Source organism: Gluconobacter thailandicus F149-1 = NBRC 100600, assembly GCF_000964465.1.
In the GTDB taxonomy this organism is placed as follows: domain Bacteria; phylum Pseudomonadota; class Alphaproteobacteria; order Acetobacterales; family Acetobacteraceae; genus Gluconobacter; species Gluconobacter thailandicus.
Window position 1 is genome coordinate 39,494 of sequence record NZ_BANH01000003.1, and the last position, 16,709, is coordinate 56,202.

Here is a 16,709-nt window from a genome sequence, read left to right on the forward strand (position 1 = left end):
TTTTATATACTGTATGGGTGTTTGTAGGATGAATGCGCCAATACTCAAAGGTATGAGTAATAGTCTGGCTCATACTGTGTCTTCCGCCTGTGACTGGTTGATTGGGCAGCAGAAGGGGGACGGCCACTGGGTTGGATCTGTTGCGTCCAATGCGTCTATGGAAGCTGAGTGGTGTCTTGCTCTGTGGTTTCTCGGTCTTGAAGATCATCCGCTTCGCCCCCGGCTAGGCAATGCCCTTCTTGAAATGCAGCGCGAAGATGGGTCCTGGGGAATTTATTTCGGGGCAGGAAATGGCGATATCAACGCCACGGTAGAAGCTTATGCGGCTTTACGGTCACTGGGCTATTCCGAAGATTATCCTGCTCTTCGGAAAGCCAGTACCTGGATTGCCGAAAAAGGCGGACTGAAAAACATTCGCGTTTTTACGCGCTACTGGCTCGCTCTTATTGGCGAATGGCCTTGGGAAAAAACGCCTAATCTCCCTCCGGAAATCATCTGGTTTCCGAATAATTTCGTTTTTTCCATTTATAATTTTGCACAATGGGCACGTGCAACGCTGGCACCCCTTGCCATCTTGTCTGCCCGTCGCCCCAGCCGTCCCTTGCGTCCACAGGATCGTCTGGATGCGTTGTTTCCGGAGGGACGCGAGAGGTTCGATTATACCCTTCCAAAAAAAGAAGGGAGGGACGTATGGTCCAGCTTTTTCCGGACAACGGACAAAGGTCTACACTGGCTTCAGTCCAAATTTCTCAAACGCAATACCGTTCGTGAAGCGGCAGTCCGGCATCTGCTGGAATGGATTATCCGGCATCAGGATGCTGATGGAGGATGGGGTGGTATTCAGCCGCCGTGGGTTTATGGCCTGATGGCGTTGCACGGAGAAGGCTACCAGTTTCATCACCCGGTAATGGCCAAGGCTCTTGCTGCGCTGGATGATCCCGGCTGGCGCTATGACAAGGGAGAGGCCTCCTGGATTCAGGCGACGAACAGTCCTGTCTGGGACACCATGCTGGCTCTGATGGCGTTGTATGATGCCAATGCCCAGGAGCGTTTTACCCCGGAAATGGACAAGGGGCTTGGCTGGCTCCTGGATCGACAGGTGCGTGTTAAAGGGGATTGGTCCATCAAGTTGCCGGATGTCGAACCGGGTGGCTGGTCGTTTGAATATGCAAATGACCGATATCCGGATACCGATGATACGGCTGTTGCACTGATCGCATTGTCATTCTGCCGCCATCGTGAAGAATGGAAGCGAAAAGGGGTTGATGAGGCCATCGCACGGGCGGTGAACTGGCTGATCGCCATGCAGAGTTCGTGCGGAGGCTGGGGAGCGTTTGACAAGGACAACAACAAGAGCCTGCTCTCGAAAATTCCGTTCTGTGACTTCGGGGAAGCTCTTGATCCGCCATCGGTGGATGTTACCGCGCATATTCTGGAAGCTTTTGGTCTTCTGGGGCTGTCGCGTGAGCTGCCTGCTGTTCAGAGGGCACTTGCCTACGTTCGGGCGGAGCAGGATCCGCAGGGACCTTGGTTTGGCCGGTGGGGTGTGAATTACCTGTATGGTACAGGCGCGGTTCTGCCGGCTCTGGCTGCTATCGGTGAAGACATGTCGCAGCCTTACATCGGAAAAGCCTGCGACTGGCTGATTTCATGCCAGCAGGACGATGGGGGATGGGGTGAGAGTTGTGCGTCCTATATGGACATTTCATCCATCGGGCGTGGGACAACAACACCTTCCCAGACAGCTTGGGCCTTGATGGGGCTGATTGCGGCTGCACGTCCTCAGGATTATGAGGCCATCGCCAAAGGGTGTCGCTATCTGATTGACCGGCAGCAAGCAGACGGAAGCTGGACGGAAGAGGAGTTCACCGGCACCGGTTTTCCTGGATATGGGGTCGGTCAGACAATCAAACTCGATGACCCCGCGTTGTCAAAGCGCCTGATGCAGGGAGCGGAACTCTCCCGGGCGTTTATGCTGCGCTATGATCTCTATCGGCAGTTTTTCCCAATTATGGCCCTTGCCCGAGCCAGTCGTTTGCCAAACACAGGAACAATGATTTTTTCTGGCTGAACTGATTTTGCAAAGGGGGCTTTTAAAGGGGAGGCATTTGCCTCTCCTGCTTTTGGTCACGAATAGGACCACTTAATATTGTGAGTGTACGAATTAAGTCTGAAAATATCAGTTAAATCCGTAGAAGATCGAAAGAACTATAAAGGAGATCGTGTACATTACCAGAAACATCCATGGGGCACTACGTAACACGCGGTAGAGAATTTTTTTCACGGAAGAGTTCTGAGCCAGCGATGGCCGGGATGAGGAATTGGAGCTTTTCATGGCAGCACTTCCTTCGATCGGTGGTGTGGTGAATACCTCTTCGAGGGAAATAAAATTTTTCCTGGTAAGGGTATTGAGATCAGGAAGACATATCTGCTTCTGGAAGCGATAATCTTTGTTTGTACACGTCTGCATCGGTATATTTCTCTTGTTGATCTTTTCGAGAAGGTCAAAAATCCGACCGTAGTCCCGAAGATATAGTCAGTCTTTCTTTCTGCTGTGTGTCGGGATTATCTCTGACCTGAAATACTTCAGGGTGACCGCGCTGAAACACTCTGCGCATTACCGCTGGCGAGAGATTGCCACCTCATACCGCTATTGAGAACGACATCTGGAAGGTTCCAAAAGTCGTGTCTAGTGAGCCTGTCCTTATGGGACAGCTTTGACGGCTATCTTTCCAGTCTTCGGGAGTAAGTTTGGCCCGTAGATTTACCTTCTCAGCGTTGGTATTGCGCTGTTTTGGCGTCGCTATATAGCAGGCCGACAATCCGGGACCCGATCCAACAACATCAGATCGGGAAAACGCTTCGAGCAGTTCGTCAATCTCACTCAGTCAAGCCATGCACTTCTCAACATCAAAGAAAGTGGGCTCCTTTATTCAACTATGAGAGATGGAAGCGAAGTTAACCACTTAGAACCAAAGGGGTTTTTCGAACCCTTCAGGTGCTGGCGCGAGTTGTGCAGGGCCATGTAGGGCAAATCCGTATTCATCGTGAAATCAAATCCGGAACTGTAGAGGCGGTGTTATTTTCGTGTCCTGCAGCCACGTAAGACGATCAATGGAGAAAATCTGCCGTTTTAAGAGCCTCAAGGTAATGGAATGTGGCTTTGAAGATATTCAGCTCTTGTCGATGGAAGAGCCGGATGTATGGAATTCATAAAAAATGAAGGAAAAATTCCTCCTACAAACACGATTAATGTTAAAATAAACACAGTACTGTAAATTGTTAAATTTGTTTTCTTATTTTGTCCAATATTTAAGGAAGTGTTTGGTGTTGTCATTAATCTTATAATATTGAGATAATAATATAAGGCTATGATGCTTCCGACAATTAACGCTGTGAGAAGGATATAATGTCTTTGCTCCAGACCTGAGGCGGCAATTTCAAATTTGGCAAAAAAGCCAATTGTGGGAGGAATACCTGCGAGGGAAAGCAGCATGGCAGTCATTGCGACCGCGAGAAAGGGATGGGTAAAAAACAGTCCTTTCCAGTCAGAAATCGTGCTGCGCTGCAGCCCTTCTGGACTTACGAAAGCCTGGATAATCGAGAAAGTACCCAGTGTGGCTGCGGTATAGGCAGCCAGATAGAGCACCATTGTATCAGACTGGAAATGACCAGGTGAATAGAATGCAATGAGCAGATAGCCTACATGGGCGATGGATGAACACGCCATCAGTCTGATCAGACTGGTCTGGCAAAGCGCAAGCAGATTTCCACCCAGAATGGTCAGAATAATGATGGCTGACATTGTATTATGCAGGAAAGGCGTGACGGGTTCAGAACCGAAATACCGCACCAGCGCAGAAAATATACCAATCTTGGGAACGACGGCTATGAAACCGGCAATAGGGACAGATGCCCCCTCCATGACGTCGAGAATCCACATATGGAACGGTACAGCGGAGAGCTTAAAGAAAATGCCGCTCAGAACCATTATGCTTGCAGCGGCAGCAATCCCTGTTCCCGTTTCATGACCTGCGGTGGAAAATTCGAAAACCAAGGATCCGGTGACGGAATAGGACAACCCGATACCAAAGAGAAGAATGGCTGATGAAACACCTGACAGGATCAGGTATTTCATCGCCGCTTCCAGGCCTTTCTGGGTGTGTCGGCTCCTGAATGTCACCAGTCCAATCAATGCAATGGAGAGTATTTCCACCCCAAGGAAAAACGGCATGTAGTTTACACTGAATACCATGGCCGTAGCCCCCAACGCACCAAGGAGTAGGAGGAGGGCGTATTCGTCTGCCGACCGGGCGCTGCGCTGGGTCACGTCCTGCCAGGAAAGAATGAAGATGCAGGATGCGGAGAGTAAAATCAGAGCGGCTGTGTAGTTGGCCCATGTATCTGCGAAGAAGAGTGTCTGCGTGGCCGCAAGAGGCATGATGGGGGCAGGATAATAGGTCATCACGGTTGCAAGAACGAGCGTTAGCAGCCCCAGAGAGAAACTGAGTCTGGACGATCGATGCAGCGTGACTGATGCAAGCAGAAGCATTGTCCCCACTGACAGGACAAAGAGGGGGAAAGGAAGGAAAATCCCATTGATGATCATGATGCGTTTTTCCCACTGTTTGAAGTGGTGATTGTGGCTGGTGACGGAAGGGAAAATGTCATGATCGGTTGCGGATAAAGACCCAGAATGACAAGCAGAGTCATCAGGATGCCGAGAATGCTCATCTGCCCAGCGTGAAAATCACTGACCGGTTCTGCCCTGGAAGAGGAAGGGGCGAGAAACACGCCGTTGACCAACTTCAGCGAGTAGACTGATGCCAGTATCAGTCCGCCAGTTGCCAGAATGGCAATAAAGGGGCTGACGCTCCATGTCGCGAACAGGACCAGAAATTCTCCGGCGAAATTCCCCAATCCCGGGATGCCTAGAGACGCTATGGCAAAAAACAGGCCTACACTCGACAGACGCGGCATGCTTTCCCAGAGGCCACCGATCGTGACAATATCCCGCGTATGCAGTCGATCCTGGATGGCCCCGGCAATGATAAAAAGGCCACCGGTGCTAAGGCCGTGGGCCAGCATCTGAATGATGGCACCCTGCAGGCCGACAGGAGATACGCTGAAGATCCCCAGCATTACGAAACCAAGATGACTGATGCTGCTATAGGCAATAAGACGTTTGATATCGCTCTGGGCGCAGGCCAGCCAGGCTCCATACAGAATGCCGATGAGACCAAGGAGCGTTGCATAGGGCGCAAAGCGTTCCACAGCTTCCGGGAAAAGCATGAGGTTAAAGCGTATCATACCGTAGCCGCCGGTCTTGAGAAGGATCCCGGCAAGAATGACGCTTCCCGCTGTGGGGGCCTGCGTGTGTGTATCGGGCAACCACACATGCACCGGGACAACTGGGAGTTTCACGGCAAATGGTATGAAAAACCCTAACATCAGAAGCATGGATAGAAGAGGCGACAGAGGAGTGTTCGCTAGTACGAAGTAATCGAATGTCAGGATGCCGGTTTCCTGAAAATTTATAATGACGAGACCCAGTATGGATAGCAGCATCAGAAGTCCGCTTCCTTGGGTAAAAAGGAAGAATTTGATCGCGGCACGATATCTGTTCTCATGTCCCCAGCCGCAAAGTAGAAAGAAAACGGGGACGAGCATGAGTTCCCAGAAAAAGAAAAACAGGAAAAGATCGGTCGCAAGAAAAGTCCCGACAGTCCCGCTTATCGTGGCCAGTAGCAGGGCATGAAACGTTCCTGAACTGTCCCGGATATGGCGTGTCGTGAGAAGAACGCAGGCGAGCGACAGGAGAATGGTCAGCCAGAGCATGGAGAGGGAGAGCCCATCCATGTCGAGCCGAAATACAATGCCCAATGGAGGAACCCAGGGTATCGAGAAATGGTTCAGCCACGGCCCTTGGTGTGAAGTACCCTGAAAGCTTGCCCACAAAAGCAGAAGTAGTTCCAGAGTAAGTGTCATGAGTGTAATTGCCCATGGGCCGCTCCGTCTTGTGGCAGGCAGCCGGTCGGTAAGCCAGATAATACTGGCTCCCGCCAGGGGCACGCACACAAGGGCAGGAAGAGCGTTCATGTCAGACCTGCGAGCGCAAGGGAGGCACAGAGGCCTCCGGCAATCCAGGCCGCGTACCAGCGGACGCGTCCATTCTGAGTATAGGCCATAAGCAGGTTGCCTTGACGAAGCGTCATGAGTGTTTGGTGGGATACATTCATGAAAATGCAGGCTCTGAACTGCAGTGCGAACGTATTCATACCGTTGATGAGGATGGATACGCCTTTGCTTAGACGAGCGGGAAAATCGTACCTGCCCAGCCAGCTTGGAATACGGAAAAGGGGTAGGAGGCAGGCTGCCAAAATCGGAACAGGTTGAGACGTCTGAGGAGGAGCCGGCTCGTCTGAGGTCTCATGAAGGACAGGATTGCGCTGGCCCCAGAAAATCCATGCGAGCAAAGCGCCCAGAACGGGTATTCCACCTCCGACCAGAAGAAGCCAGAGCGGTTCGTCGGCAGACGGAAGAGCATGAGCGGGATCAACCATTTCGGTAAAGAGATGCACATGCGCAAGAGCATCAGGCATTTCCATCATGCCTCCGAACAGGGCGAGAAAAGAAAGGCAGCCCAGGGGAATGGCCATCAAGAGGGGGGTCTGACCGGATTCATGGGTTTTCGCTTTACCCATAAAGACGAGCAGAAAGCAGCGGGAGATATAAAGAGATGTGAGAAAAGCGCCTGCCAGCGCCACGACCCAGAAGACGTGCCCTGACAGTATAAGGTCGGGCGCCAGAAAGAAGCTGGCGTTCCAGACACTCGAGAGGATGAGTTCCTTACTGTAGAAACCGGCTGTCAGAAGCGGAAACCCCGCAAGGGATGTCGCTCCGGCCAGAAAGGCCAGGGCGATGCCAGGCATGGTGCGGAATAATCCTCCCATCCTGAAAATATCCTGTTCGTGATGGACGCGTGTGATGATAGCGCCCGCGCAGAGAAACAGAAGCGCCTTGAAAAAGGCGTGTGTCATTAAATGGAAGAGGGCGACCTGCCATAAGCCCGTTCCAAGCGCGAGAAACATGTAGCCAAGTTGACTGACAGTGGACCAGGCAAGAATACGTTTCAGATCACTCTGAACCAGTGCATTGCAGGCTGCCAGAAACAGGGTCAGCGTACCGACGACCGCCATGATGGTCAGGACGAGTGGGGTTGCTGTGAACAGGACATGCAGCCGGGCAATGAGATAGATGCCGGCCGTGACCATTGTAGCAGCATGAATCAGCGCGGAGGTTGGCGTCGGGCCTGCCATGGCGTCAGGCAGCCAGGACTGGAATGGAAGCTGCGCCGATTTGGCAAGTGTACCGACGAGGATCAGCAGGGTCGAAAAAGTGAGGGCACTTTGTGAAATTTTTGCCGCGGTGACGGTTTGCAGAAGGGTATCGACCTGTAGAGAAGACGCTTCTGTCGCAAGGAGAAGAAGGCCGCAAAGCATGGCAGCGTCTCCGACCCTTGTAATGATAAAGGCTTTGCGGGCGGCAGCCAGGTTTGCGGGCTCTGTGTACCAGAACCCTATGAGCAGATAAGAGCATAGTCCGACCCCCTCCCAGCCGATAAACATGCACAGAAGATCGGATGACAGCACCAGTAGCAGCATGGAGGCGACAAAAAGGGTCATGCATCCAAAGAAGCGCGCAAGGCCTGGATCTCCCGCCATATAGCGTGTGGCATAGAGATGGATGAGCAGCCCGACCCAGGTGACAATCAGGATCATCACCAGAGAAAGCGGATCAAGCGTGAAGCCGATCCCGGTTGAGAAGTCTGCAGTCCGCATCCACTCCCAGAAGAAAACGTGAAGCGATGGAGAAAGCTGGGAATGAAGCAGACCGGCCAGAATGGCACTGAAGATTGCGGACAGGCTGATCGCGCCACATGCAATCGCACCGATCAGAAAACCGGAAAGCCGCCCCGCAGACAGGAACAGGATCACTGAAGCTGCGAGTGGAATGACAACTACCAGGGAAAGGAGGATCTCGGCCATGACCTCATCCTCTCAGGAGATTGCCGCTATCGGCATCAAGGGTGGGACGTCCGCTGGCGTGCAGACGGAGAATGACAGCGAGCCCTACTGCTGTTTCTACAGCAGCAAGTGCAAGGATCATCAGGAACATGACCTGTCCGGACGCATCGTGCCATTTTGCCCCGGCGGCGACGAAAACCAGCGCCGCAGCATTCAGCATGATGTCGAGTGACATCAGCATGAACAGTAGATTTCGGCGGACGAGTATGCCAGCCAGGCCCACTACGAAAAGTAGCACGGCCAGCAGGAGCGTTTCGTTCAGTGAAAACACTGTCATGATCAATGTTCCCCGGGCCAATGGCGTCCGATATGGAAGGCTGTAACAAGCCCGGTGAGGAGCAGGAATGAGGCCAGTTCGACCATGAGAACGTATGGACCGAACAGGCTCAACCCGACCTCCCTCGGGGTGATCTGAAATGTGATGCCCGTGCCGGAGAGCGTACGAAGACCGAATAGGAGTTCCATACCCAGAATGCTTGCCAGAGCGGCAGGTCCCACCCAGGCCCTGGGCCGGAGCCATTCCGTTTCACGGTCTCGATCCGGCTTTCCAAGATTGAGCATCATGATCACGAAAACAAACAAGACCATAATGGCGCCCGCATAGATGATGACCTCCAGCGCTGCCGCGAACGGAGCACCGAGAAGGGCGAGAACGCATGCAAGGGCAAGCAGGGTCACTACGAGATAAAGCACAGCATGGACAGCGACCCGGCGCGTGATAACCATGAAGGCACCGAGAATGCTGATACAGGCAGAGGTGAGGGCCAGGATGTGCATGGCGTCACGGCAGCAGCGTATGAAGATCAACGGGAGGGCGCTCATGTTCGGATGTACCGCGTTCCTTGCCAGGGATGCCCACACCTGCAACGTGGTAAAAACTGTAATCAGGATATTTCCCGGTCCCGCTGATCAGTAGATCCTCTTTTTCATAAACGAGGTTCTGGCGGTTATATTCACTCATCTCGAAATCAGGTGTGAGCTGGATGGCATAGGTTGGACATGCTTCCTCACAGAACCCGCAGAAAATGCAGCGCGAGAAATTGATCCGGAAATATTCCGGATACCATCGCCCTTGCTCTTCTGTTTTCTGGAGACTGATACAGTCAACGGGGCAGGCGACTGCACATAAATTGCATGCGACGCAGCGCTCTTCTCCATCCGGATCGCGGGACAGGATGATGCGCCCGCGGTAACGCGGCGGCAGATAAGGGCGCTCTTCCGGATATTGCACCGTTACGCGCGATTGAAAGGCATGAAGGAAAGTCAGGATCAGGGTACGGACGTTACCTAACATGACATGTGCCTTTTCGTTTTTTGGCGCTATCCAGCCGTGTGAAGCAACAGGACGGCCCCAGTCACAACGATATTGAGAAGTGAAAGCGGCAGAAGTATTTTCCAGCCAAGGGCCATGAGCTGGTCGTAACGGGGTCTTGGCAGAGCGGCCCGGAGCAGGATGAAAAATCCGATCAGGACCGTGGTCTTAAGGGTAAACCATATCGGTGCCGGAAGAATTGGTCCTTGCCATCCTCCCAGATAAAGCGTGGTTATAAGAGCGGATACGAGAACGATGCCCGCATATTCCGCGATAAAAAACATGCCGAATTTCATGCCCGAATATTCGGTATGAAAGCCCGCTCCAAGTTCATTTTCCCCTTCTGGAAGATCGAAAGGGAGCCGATGCGTTTCGGCAATTCCGGCCAGAAGAAACACTACAAATCCGACGCACTGGGGAAGAACGAACCAGAGGCCAGACTGTGCCATCACAATGTCTCGCAGGCTGAACGAGCCGGTCATCATGACCACACCCATAAGCGCAAGGCCCATGAAAACTTCGTAGCTGATCATCTGGGCCGCGGCCCTCATGCCGCCAAGCAGCGCAAATTTGCTATTTGAGGCCCATCCGGCAAGCACAACGGCGTAAACGCCCAGCCCCATCATGGCGAGAACAAACAGAAGACCGACGTTCAGTCCAGCCGCTATGCTGGAACTGAAGGTGAGGGGAATGACCGCGAAGGACAGGAGAACCGTCATCATGCCGATTGCAGGTGCAAGAACGAATACGCCCTTGTCTGCAAAGGGTGGGGTCCAGTCTTCCTTGAACAGGATCTTGATGCCGTCAGCCGCAGCCTGCAATACGCCTCCCGGCCCGACACGGTTTGGACCACATCGGTTCTGCCACACCCCAAGGAGCCGCCGCTCGACCCATGTCAGAAGCGTGGCAAGACCGAGGATCACCAGCGGCGTAATGACGATGCCCACGAGGGCCAGAAGCGTCATGATGCGCCTCCATCGGTGTGGTCCGGCTTGATGGCGTTCAATGGTACGAGCCTTGGGAACGCGAAGGCTGGTATCGTCATATGCGCCGGATACACAGCGACCCCATGGGCAAGCCCTGGCATGGACTGAACGGGCAGGAGATAAGAAACGTCCTGTATGCGAAGCTCTATCCGGTCAGGTCTGACATCTGTCTCGGGCAGGCGCAGCACAGCGGGAGAGGATCGCGCGACCACCGGAGGAGAGTGCATACTGAGTTCTTCGCTTCCAAACAGTCGGGTTTCCGGAAGTAGAAGAATTTCACCGTTTCTTGGCAGGAAAGGGGGAGGAATGTCTGCACCGTAATGATAGACTGTGGTGACGTCTTCCGTGATCCCGGGCTGACTGGGCGAATGATCGCGAAGGAGACGCACACCGCCGTCACCGCCACGCAGAGGGCCGGCAATTTCCTGCTGAAAACGCGTCAGGGACTGCACGGAATTCCAGGCTGGGGCACGGAAATAGGGGATCAGGGCACCAGGCAAATCCGGTCCGTAGGTACCCTCCATCGAATTGCGGAATGGGGTTTCCGGGCTAGGGGGAGGGGGCTGATCCCGAACGCTGACATGGGAGCGTATGACCGTGCGTCCGCTCATTCGGGACGTTTCGTTGCGGATCTTCCCGGAGTGGAAACGGTAGGACGACCCTGGTGCTGCATTTACAGCGCCCGCAAGGGCAGGAATGCCTCTCCCCATTGCGGCCATGATATCATCCTCATGCTCCCAGTTTACAAGGTCCTGGCGGGGCTTCTGCTCTGCGCAATGAGGTGCAATGGCGGTCATCCACCGCCAGGCAGGACGTACCGGGGGAGTTGCAACAACGGCAGGAAAGAAACGCTGCGCTCTACCCTCCTGATTCACCAGCGTGCCCACACATTCCGTAAAGGCGGCGGCCGGCAAAACGAGATCGGCTCTTTCGGAACAGGAAGAAGCCGTATGATCAATGACGACGACATTCGGCACTGCGTTCATCAGTTCTGAGAGGGATACCGGGTCAAGATGGCGGGCGAGGTCATTCTCCATAATGACAAGAGTTGAAATCTCGCCTGCCACAGCTTTGTCTATTACAGCTTCAAGGGGCACTCCTCCGATCATCGCCAGCCCCATGCTGTTACAGTCAGGCAGACTCAGGGACAGGCCAGCCTGGGGTTTTGTTCTGGCAAGTGCTGCGGCAATGTTGGCAGCGGCCTGCATTAGTGCAGGTGAGCCGTATTGCATTCCCGATATGACAAGAGGACGTTCAGCGGTACCCAGCAGGGTAGCGATCCGCTGCGCCAGGCCTGTATCTGATGTGGAAAGATCAGGAACGGCTGGCGCTGTTGGATCAATCAGGTGAGCGACGGCAAATCCGATACGGGCGATAGTGTCGGGTGCAGCTCGAGAGCTTTCCAGTGCAATTTCATCCAGATCGGTAGGTGCGGGTGTAAGAATATACAGGGCGGAGGGACAGTCAGTTCCCAGCGTACGAACGGCCTCATCAAGCCAGCGAGGTACGTTTGCTTCGTCGGCAGCATGGAAGGAGGCCTGTCTGACGGACTGCCGTAACGCCAGCCCCAGGCGGGGCGCTGTGGCGCAGACATCTTCGCCCAGAACGAGGACTGCGTCCGCACTTTCCATATTGTGAAGAGTGGGAATATGACCCGGATGGCTCTGCAAAAGAGTCCGGGCCAGATCCATACAGTTCTGTGCCTGTTGAGTTTCCCCCGTTGAAAACTGCTCTTCCCCTACCAGTTCACGCAGGCTGAAACTGCTTTCCAGAGATGCACGGGAAGAGGCAATTCCAAAAATTTTCCCGTCACCGACAAACCGGGCGAATGCAGCCATGGCATCCTGTTCTGAAACGGACACGTGTTGCCCGTCCACGCGGAGCAAAGGGGTTCGGATACGGGACGGGGCATTGACGAACCCATATCCAAACCGGCCCCGGTCACACAGCATGTATCGATTGACTTCACCATTATACCGGTTGAGCACGCGGCGAACCGTTTCCTGGCGTGAATTGACAATGATGTTGCACCCTACAGCGCAATGGACGCACACAGAGGGTGCGCCTCGCATATCCCATTTGCGGGTATAGACTTCCGAAAAAGGTTTATCGGTAAAGACTCCTGTCGGGCAGATTTCCACCAGATTGCCGCTAAACGCATTCTCCAGGGTTCCATCTTCGGCACGCCCAAAATAGACACTGTCATGTGAGCCAAAGGCAGCAAGGTCCTTTCCCCCTGCATAGTCACGGTAAAATCTTACGCAGCGATAACAGGCGATACACCGGTTCATTTCATGTTTTACGAATGGACCCAGATCCTGATTGCGGTGAGTGCGCTTCGTAAACCTATAACGACGGGTGTGATGGCCGGTCATGACCGTCATGTCCTGAAGATGGCATTCCCCACCTTCTTCACAGACCGGGCAATCATGGGGATGATTGATCATCATCCATTCAACCACGCTTTCACGAAGCTCTGCCGCTTCGGGATCACTGATCGATATGCGCGTCCCTTCCGTTACGGGCATCATGCATGCCATGACGACGCGTCCCGTTTGGTCCTCAGGGCTGCTAAATTGCCTGACTGCGCATTGCCGACAGGCTCCCACCGATCCGAGTTCAGGATGCCAGCAGAAATAGGGAAGGTTAGCCCCGGCTTCGAGGCACGCCTGTAGCAGATTGAGGCCGGGTCGACTCTCACAGGCTTTTCCGTCGAGATGGAAAGTCACCATTTCCTGTTCCTTCTCTCTAGGCCGCGTGGTGTAAAGGGCAACCGTGCCCGGTCAGATGCGCAGTGAAATCATCCCGGAAAAGTGCAAGGCCACTGGCGAGAGGAGCCATTGCTCCAGGGGCATGGGCGCAGAAGGTCCGCCCTGGCGAACCGAGGATCCGGGCATGGCGCATGAGCTGCTCAATATCGTCCTCCGTGCCCGTACCGTCCTCCAGAGCATCCAGAAGACGTTCCACCCATGGCAGCCCGTCCCGACAGGGGGTGCACCATCCACACGATTCCTGAGCAAAGAAGTGCTCCAGATTGCGGAGCATTCCCACAGGGCAGGTTCGATCATCGAGAAGGATGGCCATACCGGTGCCCAGCCGGCCGCCAACTTTCTTGATGGAATCATAATCCATCGGAATATCGATATCTGCGGCATCCACGAACGGGGTGGAGGCCCCTCCCGGGAGCAGTGCGCGTAATGCGTAACCGGATTTCATGCCGCCTGCATGGACCTCAATGAGGTCACGCAGCGGGGTGCCCATTGGCAGTTCCCAAAATCCGGGACGGCAGACACGGCCGCTGACCCCATACAGCTTCGTTCCGCTATCGGCTCCAGTTCCCAGTCCGTCAAACCATTCCGGGCCATGGGTGACGATGTGGGAAATATTGCAGAGCGTCTCGACATTGTTCACTACGCTGGGTGCTCCCCACAGGCCGCTGATCTGGGACGGGGGGAGTTTGCCGCGGGGGACGGCCCTGCTGCCTTCCAGTGCGGTCAGCAGTGCTGTTGCTTCCCCGCAGATATAGCGACCACCACTGGAATGCAGATCGATATCAAAACTGAAACCGGTGCCGAGGATGTTTTCTCCCAGCCAGCCGAGATGCCGCGCTTCGTCAATGGCGTGTTGCAGTCTCTGGTGGGCAAGAAAATATTCTCCCCGCAGGAAAATAATTCCGTGTGAGGCCTGAATGGCGTAACCCGCCAGAAGCATCCCCTCGACAAGCTGAAGCGGATTTCCTTCCATGAGGATCCGGTCTTTGAATGTTCCCGGTTCCATTTCGTCGGCGTTCGCGACCAGATATTTCCGCCTTTTCGATGCAGGGTCTTTGGGAACGGTGCTCCATTTCAGCCCAGTTGGAAAACCGGCTCCTCCGCGACCGCGCAGACGGGACCGCGTCACCATGGAAATAACCTCATCCGGCGTAAGGGTTTTCAATGCCTTACGCGTGCCTTGCCATCCCCCGGCATTACCGTAAGCCGCGCAGTCTGGGGGCGGTCCCGCAAGGTCTATCATGGCGGTCAAGGGACGTTCGGAGAGGCTGTTCATCGCGGTGTCTCCTGCGCTTCGGCGATCAGCCGGTCGAGGGCTGCCGTGTCGACATCTTCATGGACGGTTTCGTCAAACAGCATGACGGGCGCGCGGTCACAGTGACCAAGACAGACAATGGGCAGCAGTGTGATGGCGCCGTCAGGTGTGGTTTCTCCGGGGCGGATATTGAGTTTTTTGCAGAGATGGTCGGAGAGGTCTTTACACCCCATGATCCAGCAGCAGACACTGTCGCATATCATGAAAACATGCTGTCCAACCGGCTTGCGGAACAGCAGATTGAAGTATGTCGCGACACCATCCAGATCGGCAGTGGACATGTTGAGAAGCTGTGCCACTTCGGCCAGATGTCTGTCGCTGATCCAGCGGAACCGGGCCTGAACCAGTCGCAGTGCTGAAACGCTGGCAGCACGCGGACGATGCTCGCTACCAGCAAGAGTCAAAATCTCCTGCCGCAGATCATCCGGGAGGGGGAGGTCAGCGGTCGACATCAGCCATCACGAAGTCAATGCTGCCCAGGATGGCAATCAGATCGGCGATCATGATCCCGCGGCTGAGAAGTGGGATCATCTGGAGATGCGCGAACGAGGGTGTGCGGATGCGGGTACGGTAAGACATCGTCTCTCCATCACTGATCAGAAAATAGCTGTTCAGTCCTTTCGTCCCCTCGACGCAGGCGCGGGCTTCACCGGGCGGAAGAACCGGCCCCCAACTCACACTGAGGAAATGGTGGATCAGGGTTTCGATGTCCTGCATCGTCCGGGCCTTGGGCGGCGGTGTGGTGAGCGGATGGGCGGCTTTGATGGGGCCTTCCGGCATGTTGTCGACACACTGGCGGATGATGCGCAGGCTTTGACGGATCTCTTCGATATGGACGGCAATCCGGTCGTAACAGTCACCGCGGTTTCCCGTTGGAATATCGAATTCAAGCTGATCGTAGCAGGCATATGGCGCCTGCCTGCGATAGTCCCATTCCAGCCCGGTGGCACGTAGCCCGGGACCTGTCACACCCCATTCCACGGCTTCGGCAGTCGTGTAGGCACCCACGCCTCTGGTTCGCGCCTGGAAAATCGGATTGCGCATGACCATCGCGTCATACTCGTCCAGACGCTTGGGCAGGTCATCCAGAAAAGAGCGGATTAATCCTTCCCAGCCCTTTGGCAGATCCATGGCGACACCTCCGATCCGGAACCAGGCAGGGTGCATGCGGAAACCGCAGATTGCCTCAATGATTCCGAAAACACGTTCACGGTCAGTGAACATGTAAAAGACCGGAGAAAGCTGGCCAACATCCTGAACCATCGTTCCGTAGAACACGAGGTGGCTGGCGATACGGAACAGTTCGGCCAGCATCACACGGATCATCTGTGCCCTTGGAGGTACGGTGATGCCGCCCAGGGTTTCGACCGCCATGACATAGGGGAAGTTGTTCATCACCCCGCCGAGGTAATCAACGCGATCAGTGTAAGGAATATAAGTATGCCAGGACTGGCGTTCCCCCATTTTCTCGGCGCCTCGGTGATGGAAACCGATATCTGGCACCGCATCGACAATCAGTTCGCCTTCAAGCTGAAGAACGATGCGAAAAACGCCGTGAACGCTCGGATGATTGGGGCCAAGATTCAAAAACATGAAATCGCTATGATCGTTATGTCGTTTCATCCCCCAGACGGACGGATCAAAGCGCATGGCAGCTTGCTCATGTTCTTCCTGATCTTCCGTCAGGCTGTATGGCGGCATTTCGGTAGCGCGCGCATGATGATCCTTGCGTAAGGGATGACCTGTCCAGGTCGGGGGGGTCAGAATACGCCGCAGAAAGGGATGACCCTCAAACCGGATGCCGAACAGATCCCAGACTTCGCGTTCGTACCAGTTGGCGTTGCACCATAGGTCGGTAATCGTCGGAAGGCTGAGGTCCTCGGCGGAAAGCGCAACCTTGACCCGTGCTTCCTCTGCATTCCGATCCAGCAGCATCAGATGATACAGAACCGTAAAAGGAGCATCGGGTTGGCCTTCGCGATAAGTCCGCTCCCGTTCGTCAATTGCTGTCAGATCGAAAAGCATGAGTGGCGCGGTTGCGGCGTTTTTAAGCGCTGCCAGAACGTGATGCAGTTCCGCACGCTTGAGCCAAACCGTCGGCACGTTATCACGCGTGATCTGGACCGACTGAATAACGGCAGAAAACTCGTCGGAATGGCGCAGCAGCCCAAGAATTCTCCCCGGAAAATCCTCTGCCTTGGGGGATGTGGTTTCCACGGGGAGAGGGAATGTCATGGG

12 protein-coding genes and 1 pseudogene are annotated in these 16,709 nt (G+C 54.5%); 1 reads left to right on the forward strand and 12 read right to left on the reverse strand.

The window, feature by feature from the left end:
- Nucleotides 1–28 precede the first annotated feature (28 nt).
- Nucleotides 29–2,071, forward strand: coding sequence for a squalene--hopene cyclase (gene shc / locus B7444_RS00945; protein ID WP_007283616.1), 2,043 nt, complete (start codon nucleotides 29–31; stop codon nucleotides 2,069–2,071).
- A gap of 599 nt (nucleotides 2,072–2,670) precedes the next feature.
- On the opposite strand, the pseudogene B7444_RS17045 reads toward shc, so the two are convergent.
- From B7444_RS17045 to nuoC, 12 genes and pseudogenes are all read right to left on the reverse strand, one after another.
- Nucleotides 2,671–2,834, reverse strand: a pseudogene (locus B7444_RS17045) (IS5/IS1182 family transposase); the annotation flags it as partial.
- A 308-nt stretch (nucleotides 2,835–3,142) separates the two neighbouring features.
- Entirely contained in the window at nucleotides 3,143–4,609 is a 1,467-nt protein-coding gene (locus tag B7444_RS00955) for an NADH-quinone oxidoreductase subunit N (protein ID WP_007283618.1), read from the reverse strand.
- Nucleotides 4,606–6,099, reverse strand: a complete 1,494-nt coding sequence (locus B7444_RS00960; protein ID WP_035730222.1) for a complex I subunit 4 family protein — start codon at nucleotides 6,097–6,099, stop codon at nucleotides 4,606–4,608. The genes B7444_RS00955 and B7444_RS00960 overlap by 4 nt, the downstream gene beginning before the upstream one ends.
- Complete coding sequence (nuoL, locus tag B7444_RS00965) at nucleotides 6,096–8,048, reverse strand: NADH-quinone oxidoreductase subunit L (protein ID WP_035730224.1); 1,953 nt, start codon at nucleotides 8,046–8,048, stop codon at nucleotides 6,096–6,098. Before nuoL ends, B7444_RS00960 begins: the two co-directional genes overlap by 4 nt.
- A 4-nt stretch (nucleotides 8,049–8,052) precedes the next feature.
- Nucleotides 8,053–8,364: an NADH-quinone oxidoreductase subunit NuoK gene (nuoK, locus tag B7444_RS00970; protein ID WP_007283621.1), complete on the reverse strand. Its 312-nt coding sequence runs from the start codon at nucleotides 8,362–8,364 to the stop codon at nucleotides 8,053–8,055.
- Between the two features lie 2 nt (nucleotides 8,365–8,366).
- Nucleotides 8,367–8,864, reverse strand: a complete 498-nt coding sequence (nuoJ, locus tag B7444_RS00975; protein WP_007283622.1) for an NADH-quinone oxidoreductase subunit J — start codon at nucleotides 8,862–8,864, stop codon at nucleotides 8,367–8,369.
- 4 nt (nucleotides 8,865–8,868) lie between these two features.
- On the reverse strand, nucleotides 8,869–9,381 hold the full coding sequence (nuoI, locus tag B7444_RS00980) for an NADH-quinone oxidoreductase subunit NuoI (RefSeq protein WP_007283623.1): 513 nt from the start codon (nucleotides 9,379–9,381) through the stop codon (nucleotides 8,869–8,871).
- A gap of 26 nt (nucleotides 9,382–9,407) precedes the next feature.
- Nucleotides 9,408–10,364 (reverse strand): NADH-quinone oxidoreductase subunit NuoH, encoded by a 957-nt coding sequence (gene nuoH / locus B7444_RS00985; RefSeq protein ID WP_007283624.1) that lies wholly within the window; start codon nucleotides 10,362–10,364, stop codon nucleotides 9,408–9,410.
- Nucleotides 10,361–13,117, reverse strand: coding sequence for an NADH-quinone oxidoreductase subunit NuoG (gene nuoG, locus B7444_RS00990; RefSeq protein ID WP_035730226.1), 2,757 nt, complete (start codon nucleotides 13,115–13,117; stop codon nucleotides 10,361–10,363). Before nuoG ends, nuoH begins: the two co-directional genes overlap by 4 nt.
- A gap of 16 nt (nucleotides 13,118–13,133) precedes the next feature.
- Nucleotides 13,134–14,432, reverse strand: coding sequence for a complex I 51 kDa subunit family protein (locus B7444_RS00995; protein ID WP_007283626.1), 1,299 nt, complete (start codon nucleotides 14,430–14,432; stop codon nucleotides 13,134–13,136).
- Entirely contained in the window at nucleotides 14,429–14,923 is a 495-nt protein-coding gene (gene nuoE, locus B7444_RS01000) for an NADH-quinone oxidoreductase subunit NuoE (protein ID WP_007283627.1), read from the reverse strand. Before nuoE ends, B7444_RS00995 begins: the two co-directional genes overlap by 4 nt.
- Nucleotides 14,910–16,706, reverse strand: coding sequence for an NADH-quinone oxidoreductase subunit C/D (gene nuoC, locus B7444_RS01005; RefSeq protein WP_035730228.1), 1,797 nt, complete (start codon nucleotides 16,704–16,706; stop codon nucleotides 14,910–14,912). The genes nuoE and nuoC overlap by 14 nt, the downstream gene beginning before the upstream one ends.
- Between the last annotated feature and the right edge of the window lie 3 nt (nucleotides 16,707–16,709).

What these genes read in the sequence shown, in the direction of transcription:
- nuoJ (WP_007283622.1), bottom strand. Translation starts at nt 8,864, where the DNA reads ATGCACATCCTGGCCCTCACCTCTGCCTGTATCAGCATTCTCGGTGCC.
- B7444_RS00955 (WP_007283618.1), bottom strand. Translation starts at nt 4,609, where the DNA reads ATGATCATCAATGGGATTTTCCTTCCTTTCCCCCTCTTTGTCCTGTCA.
- shc (WP_007283616.1), top strand. Translation starts at nt 29, where the DNA reads ATGAATGCGCCAATACTCAAAGGTATGAGTAATAGTCTGGCTCATACT.
- nuoG (WP_035730226.1), bottom strand. Translation starts at nt 13,117, where the DNA reads ATGGTGACTTTCCATCTCGACGGAAAAGCCTGTGAGAGTCGACCCGGC.
- B7444_RS00995 (WP_007283626.1), bottom strand. Translation starts at nt 14,432, where the DNA reads ATGAACAGCCTCTCCGAACGTCCCTTGACCGCCATGATAGACCTTGCG.
- nuoI (WP_007283623.1), bottom strand. Translation starts at nt 9,381, where the DNA reads ATGTTAGGTAACGTCCGTACCCTGATCCTGACTTTCCTTCATGCCTTT.
- nuoE (WP_007283627.1), bottom strand. Translation starts at nt 14,923, where the DNA reads ATGTCGACCGCTGACCTCCCCCTCCCGGATGATCTGCGGCAGGAGATT.
- nuoL (WP_035730224.1), bottom strand. Translation starts at nt 8,048, where the DNA reads ATGGCCGAGATCCTCCTTTCCCTGGTAGTTGTCATTCCACTCGCAGCT.
- B7444_RS00960 (WP_035730222.1), bottom strand. Translation starts at nt 6,099, where the DNA reads ATGAACGCTCTTCCTGCCCTTGTGTGCGTGCCCCTGGCGGGAGCCAGT.
- nuoK (WP_007283621.1), bottom strand. Translation starts at nt 8,364, where the DNA reads ATGACAGTGTTTTCACTGAACGAAACGCTCCTGCTGGCCGTGCTACTT.
- nuoC (WP_035730228.1), bottom strand. Translation starts at nt 16,706, where the DNA reads ATGACATTCCCTCTCCCCGTGGAAACCACATCCCCCAAGGCAGAGGAT.
- nuoH (WP_007283624.1), bottom strand. Translation starts at nt 10,364, where the DNA reads ATGACGCTTCTGGCCCTCGTGGGCATCGTCATTACGCCGCTGGTGATC.